This window comes from Micromonospora sp. NPDC005299 (assembly GCF_042872345.1).
In the GTDB taxonomy this organism is placed as follows: Bacteria; Actinomycetota; Actinomycetes; order Mycobacteriales; family Micromonosporaceae; genus Micromonospora.
Genome location: NZ_JBIAKG010000028.1, coordinates 1 through 20244, shown reverse-complemented (window position 1 = coordinate 20244; position 20244 = coordinate 1). Strand labels below are relative to the sequence as shown.

18 protein-coding genes and 1 pseudogene are annotated in these 20244 nt (G+C 71.0%); 2 read left to right on the top strand and 17 right to left on the bottom strand.

Going from position 1 to position 20244, the window contains the following annotated elements; translation table 11 throughout:
• Positions 1-93: 93 nt before the first annotated feature.
• Positions 94-826: pseudogene (locus tag ACFYPD_RS33795) on the top strand (IS5 family transposase); the annotation flags it as partial.
• Positions 827-1108: 282 nt separating this feature from the next.
• Here the strand turns inward: ACFYPD_RS33795 and ACFYPD_RS33790 are convergent.
• From ACFYPD_RS33790 to ACFYPD_RS33710, 17 genes are all read right to left on the bottom strand, one after another.
• Complete coding sequence (locus ACFYPD_RS33790) at positions 1109-3331, bottom strand: DNA/RNA non-specific endonuclease (protein WP_387122781.1); 2223 nt, start codon at positions 3329-3331, stop codon at positions 1109-1111.
• Between the two features lie 166 nt (positions 3332-3497).
• On the bottom strand, positions 3498-3770 hold the full coding sequence (locus tag ACFYPD_RS33785) for a hypothetical protein (RefSeq protein WP_387122777.1): 273 nt from the start codon (positions 3768-3770) through the stop codon (positions 3498-3500).
• A gap of 85 nt (positions 3771-3855) precedes the next feature.
• Entirely contained in the window at positions 3856-6009 is a 2154-nt protein-coding gene (locus ACFYPD_RS33780) for a hypothetical protein (protein WP_387122774.1), read from the bottom strand.
• The gene (locus tag ACFYPD_RS33775) at positions 6006-6242 is read right to left on the bottom strand and encodes a hypothetical protein (protein WP_387122771.1); all 237 of its coding nucleotides are present in this window, start codon (positions 6240-6242) and stop codon (positions 6006-6008) included. Before ACFYPD_RS33775 ends, ACFYPD_RS33780 begins: the two co-directional genes overlap by 4 nt.
• A gap of 31 nt (positions 6243-6273) precedes the next feature.
• On the bottom strand, positions 6274-7908 hold the full coding sequence (locus ACFYPD_RS33770; RefSeq protein WP_387122768.1) for a phage tail protein: 1635 nt from the start codon (positions 7906-7908) through the stop codon (positions 6274-6276).
• Positions 7909-7935: 27 nt separating this feature from the next.
• A complete protein-coding gene (locus ACFYPD_RS33765) occupies positions 7936-10137 on the bottom strand; it encodes a putative baseplate assembly protein (protein WP_387122765.1) in 2202 nt (733 codons plus the stop codon).
• Positions 10134-10523, bottom strand: a complete 390-nt coding sequence (locus tag ACFYPD_RS33760) for a GPW/gp25 family protein (protein WP_387122762.1) — start codon at positions 10521-10523, stop codon at positions 10134-10136. Before ACFYPD_RS33760 ends, ACFYPD_RS33765 begins: the two co-directional genes overlap by 4 nt.
• Entirely contained in the window at positions 10523-10846 is a 324-nt protein-coding gene (locus ACFYPD_RS33755) for a hypothetical protein (protein WP_387122759.1), read from the bottom strand. Before ACFYPD_RS33755 ends, ACFYPD_RS33760 begins: the two co-directional genes overlap by 1 nt.
• A 40-nt stretch (positions 10847-10886) precedes the next feature.
• A complete protein-coding gene (locus ACFYPD_RS33750) occupies positions 10887-12530 on the bottom strand; it encodes a phage baseplate assembly protein V (protein ID WP_387122756.1) in 1644 nt (547 codons plus the stop codon).
• Positions 12527-13279 carry a LysM peptidoglycan-binding domain-containing protein gene (locus tag ACFYPD_RS33745; RefSeq protein WP_387122753.1) on the bottom strand — a complete coding sequence of 251 codons (753 nt, stop codon included), beginning with the start codon at positions 13277-13279 and terminating at the stop codon, positions 12527-12529. The genes ACFYPD_RS33750 and ACFYPD_RS33745 overlap by 4 nt, the downstream gene beginning before the upstream one ends.
• Before the next feature lies 1 nt (position 13280).
• A complete protein-coding gene (locus ACFYPD_RS33740; protein WP_387122750.1) occupies positions 13281-14267 on the bottom strand; it encodes a DUF4157 domain-containing protein in 987 nt (328 codons plus the stop codon).
• A complete protein-coding gene (locus ACFYPD_RS33735; RefSeq protein ID WP_387122747.1) occupies positions 14261-14422 on the bottom strand; it encodes a DUF6760 family protein in 162 nt (53 codons plus the stop codon). Before ACFYPD_RS33735 ends, ACFYPD_RS33740 begins: the two co-directional genes overlap by 7 nt.
• Positions 14419-14781: a hypothetical protein gene (locus tag ACFYPD_RS33730; RefSeq protein WP_387122744.1), complete on the bottom strand. Its 363-nt coding sequence runs from the start codon at positions 14779-14781 to the stop codon at positions 14419-14421. The genes ACFYPD_RS33735 and ACFYPD_RS33730 overlap by 4 nt, the downstream gene beginning before the upstream one ends.
• Before the next feature lie 4 nt (positions 14782-14785).
• On the bottom strand, positions 14786-15226 hold the full coding sequence (locus ACFYPD_RS33725; protein WP_387122741.1) for a phage tail protein: 441 nt from the start codon (positions 15224-15226) through the stop codon (positions 14786-14788).
• 19 nt (positions 15227-15245) lie between these two features.
• A complete protein-coding gene (locus ACFYPD_RS33720) occupies positions 15246-16391 on the bottom strand; it encodes a phage tail sheath subtilisin-like domain-containing protein (protein ID WP_387122739.1) in 1146 nt (381 codons plus the stop codon).
• A 28-nt stretch (positions 16392-16419) separates the two neighbouring features.
• Entirely contained in the window at positions 16420-17244 is an 825-nt protein-coding gene (locus ACFYPD_RS33715; RefSeq protein ID WP_387122736.1) for a DUF4255 domain-containing protein, read from the bottom strand.
• Between the two features lie 5 nt (positions 17245-17249).
• On the bottom strand, positions 17250-19367 hold the full coding sequence (locus ACFYPD_RS33710; RefSeq protein ID WP_387122733.1) for an AAA family ATPase: 2118 nt from the start codon (positions 19365-19367) through the stop codon (positions 17250-17252).
• A gap of 342 nt (positions 19368-19709) precedes the next feature.
• On the opposite strand from ACFYPD_RS33710, the gene ACFYPD_RS33705 reads away from it, so the two are divergent.
• Positions 19710-20084 carry a hypothetical protein gene (locus tag ACFYPD_RS33705; protein WP_387122730.1) on the top strand — a complete coding sequence of 125 codons (375 nt, stop codon included), beginning with the start codon at positions 19710-19712 and terminating at the stop codon, positions 20082-20084.
• The last annotated feature ends 160 nt before the right edge of the window (positions 20085-20244 follow it).

Here is a 20244-nt window from a genome sequence, read left to right as displayed (position 1 = left end):
GGATACCTCATACCCCCGGCCTACGCCGCCGACCCGCGAAGATCACGCCGACACGCCGCCCCACAGTAGACAAACCTGACCTTTCAAGATCTGTATCCCGGTCGCAAGCCGCTTGATGACCGGCAGGTGTTGTGCGGGATCTTGTTCGTGCTCTACACCGGGATCCCCGTGGGAGTTCCTTCCTCAGGAGCTCGGGTTCGGGTCTGGCATGACCTGTTGGCGCCGGCTACGGGACTGGAACGACGCCGGTGTGTGGCAACGACTTCATGAGCTCCTGCTGGGCAAGCTGCGGGCCGCCGGTCAGCTGGACATGTCCCGGGCGGTGATCGACGGCTCCCACATCCGGGCGCTCAAAGGCGGCCCAAAACCGGTCCGAGCCCGGTCGACCGCCGCCGCCCGGGCTCGAAACACCACGTCATCACCGACGCGGGCGGCATCCCCCTCGCCGCGACCCTGACCGGCGGCAACCGTCACGACGTCACCCAGCTGCTGCCCCTGGTCGACAAGGTCCCCCGGATCAGGGGCATCCGTGGCCGACCCCGGCAGCGACCCGAGCGGATCTACGCCGACCGGGGCTACGACTTCGACATCTACCGCCGCCAGCTGCGCGACAGGGGCATCACCCCGGTCATCGCCCGACGCGGCGTCGCCCACGGCTCCGGCCTCGGCACCCGACGATGGGCCGTCGAACAAGACCATCGCCCTGCTGCACTGGTTCCGCCGCCTACGCATCCGCTGGGAGATCCGCGACGACATCCACGAAGCCTTCCTCACCCTCGCCTGCGCCATCATCTGCTGGCGACGACTCCAACGCTCAAAGAGTTAGGAGCTCTAAGACATGGGTTGGAGCGTCTGGTTCAACCTGGGCGGCCCGCCCGGCGGATACAGCGGCGGACCGGCGACCATCTCCCGGAACGGGGACGTGTGCAACATCTACGTCCGCGGCACGGACAACGCGCACTGCCAACGCGCCTGGTACGACAGCCGCTGGCACGACTGGGCTCGGCACAACGACGGCGGCATCTTGGCCTCCGAACCGGCGTTGGGGTCCATGGGACCAGACCACGAACACGTCTTCGCCCGCGGCACCGACAACACGGAGTTGACACTAGTCCCCCACCGCGGAGCTGATGTCGCCCAAGCCCGGCGTCGGGATGTCCTGCACCGGCACCACGACTGTGCCGTCGGGGCGGGTCGCCCAGACCTCCACCTCGTAGGGCGCAGCCTCGCCCGGCCGGAACTTCGGCCGGACGCCGAACCGCACGCTGTTGCCGCCCTCGAGCGCCTTGCGGACGGGGTTCTCGAACCGCACCTTGTAGTCGGAGCTGTTGATCCGCTTGTGCATCCACGCCAAGTTGCCCCGGTCACGTCCCGAGCCGCCGAAGAGGTTCGCCAGCAGGTGACCCCGGCGCGCACCCAGCGGGTCGAGCTCGCCGGTGCGCAGGCCCACCGGGTTCACGTCACTCGACGACGGAGACCCGGTGTGCAGGTCAGAGGGCAGGAGCTCACCGGTGACCCCGGTGGGCAGCCCGTTCTCCAGATCCCCGATCAGCACGCGCTGCGAGATGGGCTTCGCCCCGGCCTTGGCTGTCACCTTGGGAGCCGTCTGGGATGGCTTGGTCAAGCCCTTGGTCTTGGGACCGGGCGCCGTAGAGGAGGCCGTGCTCGGGTTCTTGGGCTTTGGCGACGGAGCCTTCGCCGCCGCCGGACCCGACGCAGCGGCGGGCTTGGGTCTAGCGGATCCACCGGACGACACCCGCCGGCCGGGCGCACGACCAGGCGAACTGTCGACCTGCGTGCCCCGTTCCGCCAGGGTGCGCTGCTCGACGGATGCGCCGGTGTTGGCCGCCCGGACGGACTCGAGCATCCCCTCGCCCTCGGCAAAGCGGCTCGAGGTGCCGGGCTTACGCGGCACCGGTGAGTTCAACGGCTCGTCCACCGCCGGAACGGGTGCCTTGGGCCTGGCGGCGCTCTTCGGTGCGGCGGTGCTCTTGGTCGTGCCGGCGCTCTTGGGCTTGGCGGCAGGAGGTGGGGCCACGCCCGAGGGCTCCATGGTCGCCGGCTTCGGCGCCCGGGGCTTCGCCGTGGGCGACTGGGAGGTCGAGCCCGCCGGCGGTTCAGTCGCCACCAGCGGGGCGGCAGGAGACTTCGCAGGAGGCTTCACCGCAGGAGGCTTGGCGGCCGGAGGCTTGGCTACCGGAGGCTTGGTGACCGGGGGCGTGGGCGGCTTGGGCGCGGCGGCCCGCTCGACGGTGACGTTCGCCCCCATCTGGACGCCGCTCATCAGCACAGCCATGAACAGGCCGGTTGGATCGGTGAGTCGCTGCTCCATCTCGGTGACGAAGCCCTCCCACGTGACGTCGCGCCCACGCAGGGCGTCGAAGGTCTTGTGGGCGGTGACCGAGAACGCCTGCGAGACCTCGTGCGTCGCCACGCCGCTAAGCAGGACCGCCACCGCCTTGCGCCCGAGTGTGGCCGTCGCGGGGTTGCCGGCCAGGCGACCGAAGACGCCCTGGCCGAGCTTGCCGCCGAACCTGGCGAGCACGACCTGCACCGCGGCGTCGAACGCGATCGAGCCCCAGTCGACCTTGTCGCCGTACGCGGCCTCGACCGCGCCGGCCCCAACATTGGCGACGATGGGGGCACCGACCGAGATCACGGTCGCCGTGCCCGTGACGCTCAACCCGGCCACGCCGGTGCCCAGCACTCCCGGGGCGACACCGGCTGCCGCGCCCCCGGTCACGACGACGGCCAGGATGCCCAGCGTGATGAAGGCGGCGTCACGGGTGTACTCCAGACCGACGGCCAGTCCCTCCCCGCCCTCGATCAGTTGCTTCACGTAGGCCTCGACGAGCTTCGCCGCCCGCTCGGACGCCGCGTCGGCCCGCGCCACGTGCTCGGCCGCAGCCTGGAACTGCCCGGCCGCCAACGCCTTGCGCGCCAGGTCGGCCTCAGTGGCAAGGGTCGCCTTCAGCCCGGCGAGCGCCTCGTCCGGGTTGCTGTAGTCGCCCAAGCTGCGCACCCATGCCCAGCCCTTGACCGCGCGCGACGTGACCGGGAAGTCGGCATTGACCTTCTCATGCTCCTGGTAGCGGCCCATCGCGTCGTCGCCACGTCGGGCGCTGCGGTCGACCGCGCGGCCGAGCTGGGCGCGAGCCGCGGAGCGCACCTGCTCGGCCTGCTGGGCGGTGAGCTTCAGGTCCCGGCCGAGATAGGTGGTGTGCAGCGTGCCGCCCGGCCCGGGCGTGATGGACTCGACCGCGGCCATCACGGCGCGCGCGGCCGCGGCACCGTCCCCGGGTGGCGCCCCGAGCACGGCGAGCGGATCCACGCCGCCGGCACGCTTCGACCCCGGCCCCGGCCCTTGGACGCCCGGCTCTTGGACGCCCGGCCCTACCGGCCCGGCGGTACCGGTCGACGTCACCGGTGCTGGGACGGGCGCTTCCCGCACCTGCATGGCACCCGGTCCCCCGCCCATCTCCGACTCCCCCGCCGGCTCAGGGCACAGTCAGCACGCTCGGCGAGCCGGAGGCATCATTCGCCTCGACCCGAGCAACGTCCGCGCCACCGACCGGTCCGGCAGCCGCAGCACCCGGGACGTCACCCGCCTCTACCGGCAGCAGCTCCTGGAGCACCTGGACCGCCCCGCTGATGCGCAGCATGGTCTCTCGCAGCGAGACCTCTCGGCGCAGCAGCTCGCCGAGCTGCTGCTCGCCAGTGCGGTACTCCTGCTCCATCTGGGCCAGGCGGCCCCGGATCTCATTCAGCATCGTGATCTCCTGTCTCGTCGGTGGTTTCGCAAGTCGAGCGGAACGGTTCGGGTCGGAGAGCTCGGGTCGAGCCAGTTCGGGAGGGTCAGGAGAGCGGGGAATCCGGGCCCATCAGGTTGGCCTGGGCCGGGTGCCCGAGCTCGGCCGCGTGCAGGAACCGCTCCCGCTCAGCCGGCTCCTTGTACGCCTCGACGGCGATTCGGTTGGCCTGCGCCCAGGCGTCCACCCGGACCCCGGTGACCAGCCAGCACACGGTCACGCCCGGGTCGGCCGTGCGGATGGTGAACCGGCCGTCGGCGACCGGCGCATCGAGGGTCACGGCGGTGAGCGCCCCCACCGTGGTGAGCTGCACCCGAGGGTCGTCGTTCAGCGCGTCGAAGTAGCCGGGCAGCTCGACCACGGCTAGGCCCACGTCGTCGGTCACCGCCGTGCCGGTGTACAGGGTCGCCATGTCGGGCGACTCGACGAACGAGTGGGACAGGTACTTCTCCTTCGGGGCCAGCGGATGGTCGATCCGGAAACCCCCGCCGCCCTTGAAGATCGTGCCGCGCACGTCGAGGTCACCGGAGATCTGCACCCTGCCCCAGAAGATGCCGGCGTAGTTCGGGCCGACGGCGAGGATGCCGTTGTTGCTGCCATCGGCCCAGACACCAAAGTTGCCGATGCCATGCACGCCGGCCTGAAACACGCCGTTGCCGCCGCGGCCGATGATCCCGGTCGCCGACCCGACCACGTCGAGCGGCGCCTCCGGCGCGCGGGTGTTGATGCCGACTCTGCCGCCGCCGTCGAACGCGACCACGCCGCCGCCGCTGCGGATCGCCAGCACCCCGCCGCCCGTGTCGAGCAGCCGAGATCCGAAGAGCGAGAGCGTCGCAGGGCCGTCGGGGCGGCCGAAGTCGCCTCCGAACAGCACCGCCCGGGTCGACGTGTCCATCAGCAGGCCCCAACCGGCGCCGGTGTTGCCCCAAAAGCCGACGTGGGTGTCGTCGGCCATGCCGACGAAGGCGCGATCGGCGTTCGGTGTCGACTGCAGGAACCAGATGCCTGCCGACGCGTCCCCGCCTTGCCGCACCCGCATCCGTCGGGCGACATCGAGCCCGCCGCCCTCACCTGTGGCGCTCACGCTGATCCGGTCGAACGCGGACCACAGCCGCGCCGACCCGTCCAGCGCGTACCAGACCCACCGCTGCCCGGCACTGGGCACGTTCATGAAGGAACCGGTGCTGCGGTCGGCGAACGAGAACCCTCCGCTGCCGCCGCCGCTGTGCACCTCGCCGCCCTCGACGTGCACAGTCCGTTGCGCCTTCTCAGCGCCGATCCCGATGCCGAGATTGCCGGCCTGGTCCACGACCAGCCGGTCGGCACTCGCGGTCACGTCACGCACGTGCCACCTGCCGTCGCCAGCGGCCGACATCTCGTAGGCCTGCCCACCTGGCACGCTAACCCGCACGGTGCGACTGACGGTCAGCGACCCGAGCAGCTGCGCATCCGCGGTTGCCCCGTCGATGCTCAGCGCGGTGCGCGGCCTACCGGTCAGGAGGTTCACCCTGACGCCGCCCGCCGCGTCGGTCGTGATCTCCGCGGTGTCGATCTGGTTCACCCCGAGCTCGCCCATGCCAGCCGCCTTCGGTGCGCGCAATCGAAACCGCCCGACCGGCACACCGACCAGCCGACGGCTGCCCGGGGCCAGCTTGGTGACCAGCCCCGCGTCGTCGACTGACACCTGGGCGAGCACTACCTGCTCGCCGATGTCCTGGAATCCGGCCGCCGGCAACAGGCGCAGCCAGGGCGCGTGCAACAGTGCGGGCGCGTTCGCGAGCGTGCTCTCGCCCTGCACCTCGCGCCAGGTGAGCGTAAGCACGAGGTCCGCTGCGGGTTCGGCGGTCGGGAGGCTCACCCCCTCGTCGGGGACCAGCCGGGTCGGCACGTCGAGAATTTGGCCCGGGTCGACGTCCGGGTCGACGACGACGACGCCGCCCACGGTGACCAGGACCATGCGGCCGGCGGCGTCCAACGCCGATCCGGGACGCACCGTGACGCCAGACTGGCCCGACACGGCGACCACCGAGAGCCCTTCGGCCACCCCCCAGAGGAATAGTCCGGTGCCGCGGGCACGGTCCATCGGGGCGACGTACCCGTCCATGTCCGTGAGGCTCTCGCCGTGGCCGGTGGCCCCGGTGCGGACCGTACCGGCCGTGACGTTCCAGTACTGGCTGCGCCTCACCGCGCCGTCGCTCATATCGCCTCCAGGAATGGGATCGAGAGGGGAACCTTGTCGGTCTCGACGGCGAGCGACTCGACGTCCGCCCGGACCGCCTTGGCCTCCCAGCAGAAGGCCTGATCGGGCACCGTGGCCGGACCTGCGACGACGTCCAGGGCGCCTTCCGCCACGCGGGTCGCGCCGAGGACACCGATCGTCGCGTCGGCCGGCTGCCCGTTGTCCCGGTATCCGGTCCGCTTGATGACTGTCATCTCGTCCCCACCTAATCGCTGCCTACGCCGGTCAGATCGCCGTTATCAGGTTCCACACCGTGTGCGCTGGCCGCTGCGCGTCGGTGATCGTGCGGATATTTCCTACGGCCTGATTGAGCACCCGCTGCCGCTCGCTCGCGGCCGAAGGCAGTCGCGACGCCGCGAAGTGGATCACCACGTCGAACATGAACGGCCGCACCCGCGACCAGAACGATTGTTGGCCGGCCACTTCCGGCTGGCCCGGATCACATACCAGCAGCCGGCCCCCGGCTGCGGCTAGTCCGGTCGGATAGACGAACTGGCCAGGCTCGGTGATGCGGGCGAGCACCGCCGCAGGGCCGGCGAGGTCGACCTCGTAGACGGCTGCGGGCTCGGCCACTTCGCAGATGAACGGGTTCGTCGCCGACGGGGCCAAGGGCTTGAGCCCGGCATCGAGCACGTAGAGGCGGCCGTCGGCGGTACGCGCCAGGCCGGTCGGCGCGACCAGCGGGTGACCGGCCGCCAGCACCGAGGTGTGGGTCCAACCCGCACCCCGGTCGACGCACAGAAGGTCACCGGGGAAGCCAGCCGGGCTTGCCGGGTCCTGGTCGCCGCCGTCGCCGACCAGCAGGGTGCCGTCTGGCTCGACGCAGATGGACAGCGGCTCCTGCACCTTCGCCAGGGCGTTGCGGCTCACGCCGAGCGGGTCGGGCCGAACCGTGATCACCCCGGGCGGGTTCGGGGAGCCGGGCCCTGCCCCGCGGTCGAGCACGAGCAGGTCGCCGTTGGCCGGGTCAACCGTCATCGCCACCGGTGATACAGGGGCCGCGGCGGTGCCCAGCGACGTCACGAGCGTGGCCGTCGTGCTGTGAAACGGGGCCGGCACGGAGAACAGCCGGCCGGTCCGGTCGAGCAGGTAGGCGGTCTCGGGCGCCGCACCGCGTGCCGGGCGCACCGCGACCGCGACGAGCCGGGCCTGGCCGAGCGTGTCCGCGCCGAGCGGCACCGGCCGTGGCGGGCTGCCGGCCACGTCGGGCCGACCGGTGGCGTCGAGGTGCCAGGCCCGGGCGGTCAGCTGCACTGCGGCACCGGCCGGCACGGCGGTGTCCACGACGAGCAGGCTGCCGTCCGAGGCGACCGCTACGCTCCACGGCCGCGCGACCCCCTCGGCCCGGACCGTGCGGCCGACCAGGGTCGGACCCTGCGTCACCAGCCCGGCGACGGTGGCCAGCGCGCCCACGTTGGGGGTGAGAGACAGCAGCCGGGTGCCGTCGTCGAGAGCCACCCGCGGCCGGGTACGGCCCACGGCGTAGAGGTCGAGGTACTGGTTGAGCCCCGCCTTACGCCCGCGCAGCCGGTAGATCTGCGCGATCTCCGCGGTCACCTTGCGGCGCTGGTATTCGTCCCAGAGCGGCACGTCCTGCAGGGTCGGGAACTCCAGCGCCACCCACGAGGCGAGCCAGGGCAGGAATTTTTCGGCTGGCGTCGTCCAAGGGTCGAACAACCGGTGCAGCCGGGCGACCTCGTCGGTGATCGCCGGCCGGCCGCCGGGCGGCAGCACCCCGTCGTCGATGCCGGTGAGCACCTTTTCCATGATCCGCAGGGTGGTGCCGAGCGTGACCTCCGACGGCCCGTCCGCCCACAGCACGGGCGGCAGGTAGCGCAGATAGGTGCTCGTCGTGTCCATCGCAGCGACGCCTCCTCCAGTCACGGGTCAGAGCGGCGAGATCGTGGTCTTGATCTGGTGCTCGGCATCGGCCGCAGCGCAGACCAGTTCGTAATCCGCTACCCGCACCGAGGCGGCCAGCGACGACAGCGGGATCGGGCGCTCCCTGACCGGGTCGTAGTTGGCGACCGTGCCCACCGGGTTCAGCGGCGGGAAATGGTAGACGGGCACGTCGGGGCGCACCTGCAGGACGGATATGTAGCCGAGATCCTCGGACGGGATGATCGCCCGGAACAGGTCCGAGGAGAACACGTGCTGTCCCACGGCCCACCCCTCCTTGTCCGGGCCGCCGCGGGTGGGATGCAGGAACGTCTTGATCAGGTCGAGGGTGTCGGAGCGGACTCGGGCCGGATCGGCACCGGCGTCCACGGCCTGCTGCCACACGACGATCTCCACGCTGACGATCACCGGCAGGTAGCGGGGGCCTAGCACGTCGAGGTGCGCCGTGAGGTCGCGGCGCGGGTCGAGATAGGCACGCACCTGGTGGATCTGTTCCGGCGTCGGCTCCGGGCGGGCCACACCCGGCCCCTGGTCGGGCACGACGATGACGATCACGTTACCCGGAGCCCGCACGATGCCAGCGTAGGTCCAAGGATCGCCCTTGACCCAGGGCGGCGGGGCCGGGCCTGGTCCGTCGGCCGCATGGAGGCGCGGAGTCAGGCAGCGCACGATGCGCACGTCGCTGCCCGACTTGCGGGCCAGGAACTGGTAGTCGTCCGCGGTCACGGCCCGGTCCCGGATCTTCAGCTCTTCCGGCGCGCGCCGCAGGGTGTCCTCGATCGGCTCCTCGTCGGCACCGTCGCGGCCTGGGCCGAGATTGGTCACACCGGCCACCCCGGTCAGCAGCGCCCCCGACTTCAGGGTGCCGAGCACGGTGAGCCGGTCGGCGTCCACGTTGCCGCCGGCGCCGGAGTCGACGTACCGGTAGCTCGCGGCACGGATCCGGGCGCCGGCCGGGGGCACTGTGCCGTGCCCCTGACCGGTGGCCGGGTCGTAGTTGCCGAAGCTGACCTCGCCGGTCACCGGGTCGAGCCGGTAGACCGTGCCCGGCCCGGGCGGCAGCTCAGCCACCAGCGACCAGGCCGCCCACACCGTCGGGGTGCCGATGCCGACCTGGACGCTCACGTGGTCGTACGGCGGCGCCAGCCCCGGACGGCGGAAGACCGGTCGGTGCGCGAGCTCGAAGATCTGGAACGGGCCGCCGGTGCTGGTGCCGAGGTCCTCCGCGGCGCGCACGGTCAGGGCCGAGCGGGCCGCGGCTGCGTTGAAGAGCAGCCGGTCGACGCCGATGGCCAGCGGCATCGCCCCGGGGTTTGTGATGCGCAGCCCCAGCCAGAACCGCGGGTCGCTCACCCCGCCGGCCGTCGTCCGAGGGGTTACCGCCGTCCAGGGCTTGGTCGCGGCTTCACCGGCGGCGCGCTGCGCCGCCCAATCGGCCGGTACGGTGAGGCCGATTCGGCCGTCGTGCCGAAAGCCCTCGGTGCCGTCGGTGACGGCCGCAGCCGGCAGCACCGGCCAGTCGAACGGCTGCGTGACACCTTGCGAGTACGACCACGCGAGCGTCACCGTTTCGGACGGCGCCAGTGCTCGGTAGAGGCGCAGACCGAGGAGGATCTCCTCGGTCACGGCCTGCTCGAAGCCGAGGCAGAGCTGCACCGACTGGCCGGCGGGCACCTCGACCAGGTACTTGCCAGTGGGCGGCCCGACGACCTGGCTCGTGACGTCCGTGTACTGCGCGGAGGCGGCGCCGGCCGCGAACGGAGGGATCGCCAGCGCGGAGGCGAGCACGGTCGGAAGGACCCGTACGTCCTCGTCGGTCTCGAACACCACTGGGCGGCCCTCCCGGGTCGCCGTCTGCGCCTGTGCCCCGGCGGGCACGACGACGGGCGCCGCCCCGGGCTCGAACGTGAGGTAGGTGCTCGCCGGCGTCGCCGGGTCGCGCGTCACCCCCAGCAGGTTGAGGAAGGCGATGTAGTTCTTCTCTGGGGTGCGGTTGAGCCGGTACGTCACGCCCTCGGCCAGCCACGCGAACAGCTCGATCAGCGTGATGCCCAGGTCGCTGGGATTCTGGTCGGTCCACTGCGGCGCGTACTGCGGGATCAGGGCGCACATCTGGTCGACCAGCTGCTGCCAGGTGCGGTCGTCGAGGTCCGGCGGCACAATCCGGCCGCGACGGGATTCGTACTTCATCGGGCATGCTCCAGCGGGAACGGGTACACGAGCGCCTGCACGCCCCCGGTGGCACGCAGGCGGTATCGGATCTGGATCAGCAGCAGCCCGAGGGTTGGGTCGTTCGTGACCTCGACCTCGAGCAGCTCGATCCGCGGCTCCCAGCGCGTCAGACTCTCAGTGACGAAGTAGCGGGCCAGGTCGGCGGTGGCCGGGGTGTTCGGCGCGAAGGCCAGGTCCCGCAGCCGCGAGCCGAAGTCCGGCCGCATCACCCGCTCCCCCGGCTGCGTGCCGAGGATGATGCGGATCGACTGCTCGACCTTGGCCAGGCCGGTCGACTCGGCCAGCCCCGCACTGCCCAGCTGCATCGGGAAGGTCAGGCCTCGGCCAGCGAACTCCTCACCCATCAGGTCCTCACCGACACCGACGAGAGTTTCGACTGGCCCGCACGGGCTGTCAGCAGCGGCGGCGCGCCGCTGGTCATTCCGGTCAGGCTGTCGCGGATCACCGGATTGCCGCCGACCGTCAACTTGGCGCCGGGGGCGTCGACCACCGAGGACACCTTGGTGCACTGCACCACTTGGCCGGCGGTCACGGCGGGACAGGTCACGGTTGCGGCCGTCAGGTCCGCGGCCAGGAGCACCTTTCGACCGGCGATGCTGAGCTTGGCAGTGTCCGGCGGGCTCGGCACGACGGTTCCGCCGTGGCCGCACGACACGGTGCTGCCCATGGAGAGCACGAATGGTGACGCCATTAGCGGACCTTCCCGGTCATGTCACGTCCACCGCGGACTGGGTCATCGAGATCGCGGTAACCCCGTTGAACGCCTCGAGCGTGAGGTCACGCCCGGCCGAGATGGTCAGTTCCCCCTTGGCCGAGATGGACATCGAACCGTCGAGGGAGTTGAGCGTGATCGAGCTGCCGGACTTGTCCTCGATCGTCACCTTCTCCATGCCCTTGGTATCGTCGAGGGTGATTGTGTGACCGCTCGTGCTGCGCAGTACCCGCTTGGCGTTTGTGCCGAGCAGGTCGATCACCGGCGGTCGCCTCTTGGCGGTCCAGAGCGCGCCGAGCACGTAGGGTTTCGAGAGGTCGCCGTGTTCAAAGGCGACGAGCACCTGGTCGCCCACCTCGGGCAGCGCGAAGAAGCCGGCACCCGTCGTGGCCATCGGCCGCACGCACGGGGCCCAGCCGCTGGTGAAGGTGTCCGACAGGCCCGGGTAGGAGACCTTCACCCGGCCGATGGGCATCTCCGGGGGCACGGCCTGCACCTCTGCGTTGGCCATGACCTCGGCCAACACGACGCCGTAGAACTTCTCCGCCCGGTCGGGCGGCGGCTCGTCAACCACCTGCTTGCGCAACACGCCCATCAGGCTGGAGTGGCCGCGCTGGGTGATCGAGAAGTCCGTGCGGAAGCCGTTGCCGTCGATCCGGTGGGTCACCTTCCGGACCCGGTAGGTGCCGCCGAAGCGGCGGCCCACGCCGCGCACCGTGATGTACCGGCCGGCGGTGAGCTCGGGCAGGCCGATGCACGACCCCATGCCCTCGTACATGCCCTCAAGCAGGTTGGCCAGGAGCGAGCGTGCCAGCACGGCCGCGTCGAGCGGGTTCTCGACGTTGACCTTGTGCACCCCTTTGCGCACTAGCGCGCCCAGCAGGTCCATCGCCGAGCTGCCCAGGCGCTCGACTAGGTTGTCGAGGTCGAAGTCCGCGGCAAGCGCCATCACGTAGATGCTCTGGGCGAGCTCCTGACTGTACCCGCGGATCACCTGCAGCCCGGCCAGCCCAGCGGCTGAGATTCGCGGGGAGAAGCTGGTCAGGTTGCAGCCCCACTCGAGCACGTGCGCGGCCAGTTGGGGTCGCGGGAACTGGAAGTGCAGTCGGTCCCACTCGACGTAGACGTCGAAGAAGTACTGCTGCGCGCGGGACTTGAGGAACGCAAAGTCCGACTCGACCTGGATGATCTTCTTCGGCAGCCCGGGCGTTGGGTCCACCATAGGCAGCAGGCCGTTCTCGGCCGCGATCCGCGTCGCGATCACGCTGTCGTTCATGAATGAGTACTCGGTGGGCTCGGGCTGGGCACGCCGCATCCGGTAGGACATGTCGTAGCCGGTGACCCGGATCGTGGGCGGGCCGTCCGCGGGGAACGACGGCTCGATCGACGCGATCTCGCCGAGGAACGCCGGCGCTAGGTCGTTGCCGTAGCCCAGGTGGATCTCCACGGCGCGGCCGACGTCGAGCAGCGGCGAGTCCAGCAGCTTACTGCCCGCGTCGTGCAGCACGATTGCGAACGTGCCGGCCAGGTCGAGATCGGTCTCCACGGTCAGGCTCAGCACGTGGTCGGCGAGCTCCGCCGCCATGGTGACCCCGGAGATGCGCACGTCGAAGCGGGGTGCGTAGGGCGGCGCGATCATGGCCGTCCCCCGTCCGCCGGGATTACCAGCGCGCGCCCGGGCACGAGCGCGAACGGGTCGTCGATCCCGTTGGCCTGCGCGAGCAGACGCCAGCGGCCGGCGTCGCCCAAGTACGCGGCGGCGATCCCGCTGAGAGTGTCGCCGTTGACGACTACGTGCACGGTCGCGGACGGCGGCAGCACCCCGACCGCGACAGCAGCCTTCACGCCGCGGTCGCGCACGGTGTTCGCGACGGCCGACACCGTGGGCGAGCCGAAGAACAGCCCCCGCTGCACCTGGAAGGAGACCTCGACGTATTCCTGCAGCCGCACCGACATCGTCGACCGCACAGGCGTGCCGTCACGCAGGAACATAGTGAACCGCTGGCCGGCGTCGACCAGCACGCAGCGGAACTGCAGCCGGCCCAGGGAGAACAACAGAACCGGCGGCGCCTGCGTCTGGGGCAGCTTGTCGAGCAGGCGCACGATCGGCGCGGTGTACTCCCGGACGTCGCGGGCGACCTCGTAGCTGTCGAAGAACAGCTCCATCGTCAGCGACCGCGCCTTGCCCCGCACATACTGCACGGGTGGTGCGTTCAGCCCCGGGATCGCCACCTCGGCGAAGCTGTTGCCCTGGTCAAGCTTGAGCTCCTCCGGGTTGTACATCACGGGGTGCGCCGCGCCCGTGACGGTGTCGATGATCGTCGCCTTCGCGAGCTCCCCGGAGACCGGGCGGGGCGCCACGCGGCGGTGCGTCTCCAGCGTGCCCATCTCACGCTCCTCGCTCAAACTCGGACCGCAGTTGGCGCATCAGGTCACCTATCAGCGAGCGGCGCAGCTCCTCGACGTCGATCCCGCCGTTGACCGCGTGGTCGCGGTCGGTGTGCGCGGTCATCGCGTGCCGGTGGCCGTCCTCGTGCGCGGCTGCGGCGCCCGAGGACACCGGCATGGCCGGCGGCGACACAGTCGCCGGGGCGGCCCCGAACGTACGGCGGGCCACCACCTCCCGCGCGAGGGCGACCTGCTCCTCGGCCGCGCGGCCGCCCGGAGCGGCACGGCGACCGGCGCCGGTGAGCCCTGCGCCGACGTGGGTGGCCTCGTGCGCGAGTAGGGCGAACCCGTCCGCCGTGTCGGGCCGGAGGCGACCGGCGCGCAGGTGCACGTCGCGCCCAACGGTCACGGCGTCGGCGTGGTGGTGTCGGGCGACCTGGTCGGCCTCCGCGTCGTCGTGCACGACCATGGCATCGGCCCCGGGGCCGGCGACCGCACGCAGCGCCGACCGCACGTCGGCCGGCAGCCGGCGGCCGGAGCCGGAGCGCGCCACCGTTGACGGATTGAGCGACCCGGACGGCGATCCGGACGACTCGGGAGCCGCGCAGACCTGGCCTGACCATTCCGGCTCGACACCGGACTCCTTGGGAGCGGCGTCCGGAGGTGGCGGCAGGTACGCGGCGGGCGCCAGTCGGGCAGGCCCGCCCAGGCGGCCGGGTGCGAATGCGGACACCGGCCAGTCATCGGTGACCGGGGCGACGGCGGCACCTGGGAAGAGCCCGACAGACCTGCCGGAATGCGAGCTCTCGTCGCGCTCGAACCGGCGGCCCATCGGCCCGGACAGCTCCTCGGCACGGCTCAGCAGCCGCCACAGGGGTCCGGCCCACGGCAGCTGTGTGAGATGCCGGACGGCGAGCCGGCGTCCGGCCAGGTCGAGTCGGGCACCGAGGGTCAGCACCGGTCCGGGGACGGCTAGTCCGGTCACCATGACCCCTCCTTCGGCTCCAACTGGTCGGCGATCTCCTGCACCCAGCGCCGCCGCTGGGCATGGTCGAGGTCGAGCACCTCGGTTAGGGTCCAGTGCACGTGTCGTCCGAGGAAGGCCACCTCCTGATGGACCCTGTCCAGGGGGTAGCCCGTCATCCCCCCAGCAGCGGAAGCTCCACCACGTGCTGCCGGTCACAATGCGGGCAGCGGGCCGAGAGCACGTGCGGGGTCAGGCCGTTCGCACGGTTGTAAAGATCCTGGAGATGCGCGAGGTCCTCGGAGAAGAGGCCCTCGATGACCCCCGGGTTAATCTCGGTCAGGCTGCCCAGCCGGGTGACGACCCGGGCGAGCAGGATGACGATCAGGTAGGCGGGCCAGTTTTGCACCCGCTGGTCCTTGAGCGGGTATATCTCATCGGCCGCGGTGGCCAGCCGCATCGTGCCGGTGCGGTGCAGCGTGCCGTCGGCGTCGACGTAGCCCTTCGGCAGCTCGAACTCGACCTCGGTGACCAGCACGCCGTCACACCCGGGTCAGGCCCTCGTGCGCGAGCACGAGGGTGTCGACGGCGATGTCGTTGGCCTTGGCGCTCAAGGCCGGGCCGTCCCACTTCGTCGGCCAGGCCCGCACGAAGTTCCAGCGTGCCACCTCGGCGCTGTTGGCCAGGTCAAAGACTACGATGGAACCGTTGCGCCGCACCACGTTCCCCTCGGTGACCTGCTGCCGCCAGAGCCACAGCTCGGTCGACGACGTCAGCCCCCACTTGAGCGAGATGTCGGTGAACGTCGTGCGGCCGGGGAGCTTGCGCACCGAACCGTTGTCACCGCCCTCACGGTTCTCGATCACCTCGGTATGGGACCCGAGGCCGCTGCACTCGCTGAAGCTCGCCTGGGCGATGTCGTCGAGCTCGACCAGGAAGTTGAAGTTCCGGAACGGGTCGACGCGTTGTCCTGTCTGGGCCATCCTCTGCTCCGCCTCGCCTCTAGCCCTCGGTGATCCGCGTGCCGCCGTCCCAGAGGCCGACGCGGAGGACGACGTACTCGGCCGGCCGGGTGACAGCCAGCCCGATCTCGATATTGACCTGGCCCAGGTTCCGCGTGGCCGGCGGGTTGTTCGCCTCGTCGACGCTCACGTAGTACGCGTCCTTCGCGGTCGCGCCGAACAGGGCCCCAGACTCGTAGACCCGGTCGAGGAACTCGCCGATCGAGCGCTCCAGGCCTTTCCACAGCGCCAGGTTGTGCGGTGCGAAGATAGCCCAGCGCAGGCCCTCCAGGAGCGAGTCTTCGATGTACGACACGAGGCGGCGCACGTTGACGTAGCGCCACGTCGTCCCGTCGGTGAGTGTGCGGGCACCCCAGACCAGGGGCGGTGACCCCGGGAAGGTGCGCAGGGCGTTGACGTTCTTGGTGTTGAGCTCGCCCTGCTCGTCGTCGTTGAGCACGTAGTCGAGGGCCACCGCACCGCGCACCGGCTCGTTGGCCGGGGCCCGGTGCACGCCGACCGCGCCATCCACCCGGGCCATGACGCCGGCGAGGTGGCCGGACGGCGGAACGCTGATCGTCGTGGGCTTGGCCGGGTCGGCGAGCGGGTCGGACACCTGGATCCACGGCCAGTACAGGCCGGCGAAGCCATTCTTCGAGAGCAGCCCGCCGCGCTGCTTCTGCAGCGCGCCGTCGGCGTTGAGCGGGGTCGCGTCCGGGGCGCCGTCGAGGATCGCGAACCGGTCGCCAAGCTTGTCGCAGTGTTCGATCAGCTTGCTCTGCACGGTCGCGTCGACCACACCGGGCAGGCAGACCAGGCTCACGTCCTTGAACCGGGTCAGCTGCTCGAGGGCGGCGTCCAGAACAGAGTTGTCCTTGATCGGGACCACGTAGGCGAAGGTCCCGCCGTTGGCGAAGAACCCGCGCACGGCGTGCGGCAGGTTGAGGCCGGCCTTGTAATCGCCGAACGCCGCGACGTACTGGTTCCAATTCGTCACCGCGACCGGCTGGCCGAGCCCGGCCGAGGCCGGCGGCGTGGCCACCGTTCCGATCAGCGCCGTGACGCTGGTACCGGAACCGGCGATCGGCCCAGCCGGCGTGATCTCCTCGACGTACACGCCGGGGGCCTTGCTCTGGTAATCGACCATCGTCTCCTCCTGGCCGTCGGACGGGGTTTCAGGGGGTGGGCAACACCACGTCGTGGAACTGTCGGTCGACCGCGTAGGTCACGGCAACGTCAAGGTCGGGCGCGCCGGTCCGCTGCACGCGCAAGGTGCATGCGCCCGCCTCGAGACCGGGCAGGGCGAACCGGCCGGCAACGTCGGTAGCCGCCGTCAGCGGAGTGCCCACGACCGACACCACAACCCCCGGGACGGCGGACAGCGCAGCATCGAGCACGCGGCCGCCGAGCCTGGGGTCGGTGATCGAGCCGGTGTCGATGTGCAACCGTTCGACCGCGGCGAACTGCTCGACCTGGTCGAACGGGTCGACCGTGATGGTCACGGTCACCGAGAAGGCCGGCCGAGGCGGCGTGCCGAGGGCCGTCCAGAAGTGGCCCATCGCCTGGCCCTCTCCGGTCTGCGCGACAACCGAGGGCAGCGGGAAGGGCTGCGGCGGGTGCTTCAGCGATCCCTGGAGAAACCGGTCGGCGATCACCGGAAACCGGCTGAACCACATGAGGGCCAGGCCGAGCAATCGATGCTCGTTGGCGACCTTGAGGCCGCCGGTGTCCGCCGACCACGCCGTCACCAGGTATGAGCAGTCCACCCGCAGTGAAGGCAGCCGGCTCGACCACACGGTGCCGGTACGCTCCATGACCCGGGCCTCGTCGCGCAGCGCCCGGTTCTCCGTGACCTCGTGCAGGTAGAGGTTGATCGTGGCCTGCGGCGGTTTGTAGTCCCGGTCCGGGGTCACGAACGACACGTCCGCGGTGCGCAGGTCAGCAGGGGCGGTCGGGTCGTCGAGCATCGCCTGGAGGGTCGCGTCGAGATCGGCGAACACGCCCCTCACCCCACCCTCACGAGATCGTCGGCGGCCGGGTCCGCGGCGGCTGCGGCGTCGGCCGCGGCCGGGACGTCGCCGACGACGCCGGGCAGCACCCGGCCGAGCTTGCGATACTCGTGGGCGACCGCGGCGAGCGCGTACCCACGGTCGATCACGCCGTCGTCGGCGGCGGCCAGGAAGGCCGCGTGCAGTGCAACGTTGCGGATGTTGCCGCCGGCCAGCCGCACGTCGCGGGCGAGGGCGTCGAGGTCGAGGTCCGGGTGCAGCGGGACCTGCGCCGGGAACACGACCGACCAGATCCGGCGGCGATGCTCGTCGTCGGGGAACGGGAAGTCGACGACGAACTGCAGGCGCCGGGTGAACGCCTCGTCGAGGTGGGTGCGCAGATTCGTGGCGAGCACGGCCACGCCCTCGTAGCGCTCCATCCGCTGCAACAGGTAGGCGGTCTCGACATTGGCGTAGCGGTCGTGCGCGTCACGCACCTGCGAGCGCTTGCCGAAGAGGGCGTCAGCCTCGTCGAACATGAGGATCGCGTCAGCCTCGGTGGCCGCAGTGAAGATGCGTTCGAGGTTCTTCTCTGTCTCCCCGATGTACTTGCTGATCACGGTGGACAGGTCGACGGTGAACAGGTCCAGGCCCAGCTCGCGGGCCACCACCTCGGCGGCCATCGTCTTGCCGGTGCCAGAGGGGCCGGCAAAGAGCGCCGTCGCACCCCGGCCGTGGGCGATCGTGCGCTCGAAACCCCAGTCGTGCCAGACCGTGCGGGCCAGCGTGACCCGGCGGCACAGATTGCGCAGCTGGGCGGTCGAGTCGGCCGGGAGCACGAGATCGTCCCATCCGTAGGCCGGTTCGATCCGGCGCGCGAGGTCGGCGAGGTGGTGGGCGCTGCGCCCGCGCGCGGCGGCGAAGAGCTCGGCCCGGACGGGTGCGGTGCCGCCGGCCGAAGCGACCGCGGTTGCCACCGCGTCGGCGACGGCACCCGGTCCGCCATGGAACCGTGCGGCAAGCTCGTCGGCCAGCTCGGGGTCGGCCCCACCGGCGGTCAGTTGCCGGTGCCAGGCCTCGCGCCGCGCCGCGAACGGCGGGTGGGCCAGGTCGACCGGTACCACCCCCGGCAACACGGCACCCGGCGGCACCCACGGACCGGTGCCGGACAGCACAGTGACCCCCTCGTGGGCGGCCAGCGCGGCCAGCATCGCGGCCGCCACCGGGGTCGGTGCACCGCCACCGACCGCCGCAATCACCTGGTCGGCGCCCACGACGTGCAGGACGGCGCCGTGCAGGACGGCCTCGCGCACCGCCCGCACGACCACTCCGGCGGCACCGGCCGGGACCGCGCCGTGATCCGGCTCGGCCGTCACCGCAGCCAGGTCGAGCGTGAGCAGCGGCATGCCGAGCTCGCCCGCGAGGGCCGCGGCAACGGTGCGCCGCCCGGATCCCGGGGGGCCTTGGAGGTGGAGACGCAGCGGGCGCCGCCCCTGGGCCGCCCTGGCTGCGCCCAACAACAGCTCCCGCTTGGCCTCCGGCAGCGGCACCTGACCCCACTGACCTGGGGCTGGCACAGTGAGCGTGCCGACCGCCGCCAGCCGCCGGTCGAGACCGCCCTGCTGGAGCAGGACATCGACGATCTGCTCGTCGATGACAACATGGTGGCTCGCCAGCACTGGCGCGACAAGGCGCGGGTCGGGAACGAGGGTGATCAGGCGCTGTGCCAGGAGCGGGCTGTCGGACCGGAACAGCGATCGGGCCGCCGGGCGGACCGGCAGCGGGGCTATCAGCCGCAGCACGAGCGCGACGGTGGGGCGGCACGCTCCGACATCGTTCTGCAGCTGGGCGAGGGCGTGCACGTAGCGCACGTCGATCTCGGGGGCCAGCGCCAGCAGGAGCACGTCGAGCTCGATCTCGCTCAGCGCGTGTGCCGAGCGCAGCCAGGCCCAGCCAGAGTGCAGGTCGCTGATCAGGTCCCAGCCCGGCGGGTCTGGGGCGGCATCGTCCGCGTCACCGACAGGGTGGGAGGCCGCCCTCGAGTCGCGGGAACCGGACGGCGGATCGGGGACGACCCGCTGCAGCAGGAGGTCGAGCCTGTCGAGGACGGCCACGGGCATCGTCGGGTCGAGCATGGATCACCTCCGCGATCTGGTGCCGTACAAGGGCTCTCGCTCCGTCGGCGAGTGGCTGGTGCCGGACCTAGAGGTGGGTGCTTGACAACACCTCCGTGACCCCACCTGCGCAATCGTACGGTCATGAGCCTATTACACCACATCGCCCTTTTCGCCCGAATCCGCCGGCCACCGGCTCGACCTCGTTAGAACAGCCGAACCGGTGACGTCGGCGCTTCATCGTCACCGACGCAGGCTGGGCTTGTTGGGCTCGCAAATTCGGTTCGGTGGCTGTGACGTGCGGCTTTGTGCGAGGTCGGCCCAATCAGGGCGGCGACGATCCAAGGTTTGGCAGCCTCGCTGGTGTACCTGCTCCTGCGTCAGATCCTGCAGATGCTGACCCAGCTCGCCCGGGACGGCGGCGCGAAGGACGTCGAACTCCTGGTCTTACGGCATCAGGTGGCGGTGCTGCGCCGGCAGGTGCACCGACCCGATCTCCAGCCCGCGGACCGGGTGGTGCTGGCGGCGCTGTCGCGGCTGCTGCCTCGGCAACACTGGGCGGCGTTCTTTCGTCACCCCGCCGACCCTGCTGCGCTGGCATCGACAGCTGATCGCCCGACATTGGACCTACCCACACGCGCGACCCGGCCGGCCACCCGTAGACCGCGAGATCCGGGAACTGGTCCTGCGCCTGACCGCGGAGAACCCGACCTGGCGGCATCGCCGGGTGCAGGGTGAGCTGGCTCGTCTGGGCTACCCGCTCGCGGCCAGCACGGTATGGAAGATCCTGCACCAGACCGGCGGGCTCTGTTGCGTTGGTCGTGGGCAAGATCGAGGCAGGCTTGACCTGTGAAGGTGTCGACCCGTCCTCGCCTCTGGCTACCGCCGAAGTCCGCGT